At 50.8% G+C, this 2,951-nt stretch carries 1 rRNA gene; it reads left to right on the forward strand.

Features of this window, described 5'->3' with window-relative positions:
- Positions 1 to 22: 22 nt before the first annotated feature.
- Positions 23 to 2,926: ribosomal RNA gene (locus GQA99_RS20025) — 23S ribosomal RNA — on the forward strand.
- Positions 2,927 to 2,951: the final 25 nt, after the last annotated feature.

Below are 2,951 nucleotides of genomic sequence, written 5' to 3' on the forward strand. Positions count from 1 at the left end.
GTGAAACTCATTTGGGTTGTATGGTTAAGTGACCAAGCGTATACGGTGGATGCCTTGGCAGTCAGAGGCGATGAAGGACGTAGTAACTTGCGAAAAGCGTTGGCGAGCTAGTAACAAGCATTTGAGCTAACGATGTCCGAATGGGGAAACCCACTCACATAAGTGAGTATCTGCACATGAATACATAGTGTGTAGAGGCAAACCCGGGGAACTGAAACATCTAAGTACCCGGAGGAAAAGAAATCAACCGAGATTCCCCTAGTAGCGGCGAGCGAACGGGGATTAGCCCTTAAGTCTATGGGGTGTTAGTGGAATGTGTTGGAAAGCACAGCGGCACAGGGTGATAGCCCCGTACATGAAAACTAACCATAGATGAAAACGAGTAAGGCGGGACACGTGACATCCTGTTTGAATATGGGGGGACCATCCTCCAAGGCTAAATACTCCTGACTGACCGATAGTGAACCAGTACCGTGAGGGAAAGGCGAAAAGAACCCCTGTGAGGGGAGTGAAATAGAACCTGAAACCGTATACGTACAAGCAGTGGGAGCGGTTCTTGAGACCGTGACTGCGTACCTTTTGTATAATGGGTCAGCGACTTACGTTTTGTAGCGAGGTTAAGCGAATAGCGGAGCCGTAGGGAAACCGAGTGTTAACTGCGCGTTTAGTTGCAAGGCGTAGACCCGAAACCCGGTGATCTAGCCATGGGCAGGTTGAAGGTTGAGTAACATCAACTGGAGGACCGAACCGACTTATGTTGAAAAATGAGCGGATGACTTGTGGCTGGGGGTGAAAGGCCAATCAAACCGGGAGATATCTGGTTCTCCTCGAAAGCTATTTAGGTAGCGCCTCGAGCGAATACCATTGGGGGTAGAGCACTGTTAAGGCTAGGGGGTCATCCCGACTTACCAACCCTTTGCAAACTCCGAATACCAATGAGTACTACTCGGGAGACAGACGGCGGGTGCTAACGTCCGTCGTCAAAAGGGAAACAACCCAGACCGTCAGCTAAGGTCCCAAAGTGTATGTTAAGTGGGAAACGATGTGGGAAGGCTTAGACAGCTAGGATGTTGGCTTAGAAGCAGCCATCATTTAAAGAAAGCGTAATAGCTCACTAGTCGAGTCGGCCTGCGCGGAAGATTTAACGGGGCTAAACATACCACCGAAGCTACGGGTGCATTTCATTAGAGATGCGCGGTAGAGGAGCGTTCTGTAAGCGGTTGAAGGTGAAGGGGTAACCCACACTGGACGTATCAGAAGTGCGAATGCTGACATGAGTAACGATAAAGGGAGTGAAAAACTCCCTCGCCGAAAGACCAAGGGTTCCTGTCCAACGTTAATCGGGGCAGGGTGAGTCGACCCCTAAGGTGAGGCCGAAAGGCGTAATCGATGGGAAACAGATTAATATTTCTGTACTTCTGCTAACTGCGATGGAGAGACGGAGAAGGCTAGGCTAGCGCGGCGTTGGTAGTCCGCGTTTAAGGTGGTAGGCAGTGAACTTAGGCAAATCCGGGTTCACCTCTTAAGTGAGAATGCTGAGAGCTGATGACGAGCCGCTATGGCGGTGAAGTAGTTGATGCCATGCTTCCAGGAAAATCTTCTAAGCTTCAGGTTAGTAGAAATCGTACCCCAAACCGACACAGGTGGTCGGGTAGAGAATACCAAGGCGCTTGAGAGAACTCGGCTGAAGGAACTAGGCAAAATGGTACCGTAACTTCGGGAGAAGGTACGCTCTTGACGGTGATGAGACTTGCTCTCTAAGCTGTTGGGAGTCGCAGATACCAGGTGGCTGCAACTGTTTATCAAAAACACAGCACTGTGCAAAATCGCAAGATGACGTATACGGTGTGACGCCTGCCCGGTGCCGGAAGGTTAATTGATTGGGTTATCGCAAGAGAAGCTCATGATCGAAGCCCCGGTAAACGGCGGCCGTAACTATAACGGTCCTAAGGTAGCGAAATTCCTTGTCGGGTAAGTTCCGACCTGCACGAATGGCGTAATGATGGCCACGCTGTCTCCAGCCGAGACTCAGTGAAGTTGAAATTGCGGTGAAGATGCCGTATACCCGCGGCTAGACGGAAAGACCCCGTGAACCTTTACTATAGCTTGGCACTGAACATTGAACCTACATGTGTAGGATAGGTGGGAGACTTTGAAGCAGAGACGCTAGTTTTTGTGGAGTCAATCTTGAAATACCACCCTTGTAGTTTTGATGTTCTAACTTGGCCCCATTATCTGGGGTAAGGACAGTGCCTGGTGGGTAGTTTGACTGGGGCGGTCTCCTCCCAAAGAGTAACGGAGGAGCACGAAGGTTGGCTAAGTACGGTCGGACATCGTACGGTTAGTGCAATGGCATAAGCCAGCTTAACTGCGAGACATACACGTCGAGCAGGTACGAAAGTAGGTCATAGTGATCCGGTGGTTCTGAATGGAAGGGCCATCGCTCAACGGATAAAAGGTACTCCGGGGATAACAGGCTGATACCGCCCAAGAGTTCATATCGACGGCGGTGTTTGGCACCTCGATGTCGGCTCATCACATCCTGGGGCTGAAGTCGGTCCCAAGGGTATGGCTGTTCGCCATTTAAAGTGGTACGCGAGCTGGGTTCAGAACGTCGTGAGACAGTTCGGTCCCTATCTGCCGTGGGCGTTGGATGATTGAAGGGAGCTGCTCCTAGTACGAGAGGACCGGAGTGGACGAACCGCTGGTGTTCGGGTTGTCATGCCAATGGCATTGCCCGGTAGCTACGTTCGGAATCGATAACCGCTGAAAGCATCTAAGCGGGAAGCGAGCCCTAAGATGAGTCATCCCTAGAGCTTTAAGCTCTCTAAAGGGCCGTAGGAGACTACTACGTTGATAGGCAAGGTGTGTAAGCGTTGTGAGGCGTTGAGCTAACTTGTACTAATGACCCGTGAGGCTTAACCATACAACCCAGATGGGTTTTACTGATA

It is taken from the genome of Shewanella litoralis (genome assembly GCF_009828585.1).
GTDB classification, from domain to species: Bacteria; Pseudomonadota; Gammaproteobacteria; order Enterobacterales; family Shewanellaceae; genus Shewanella; species Shewanella litoralis.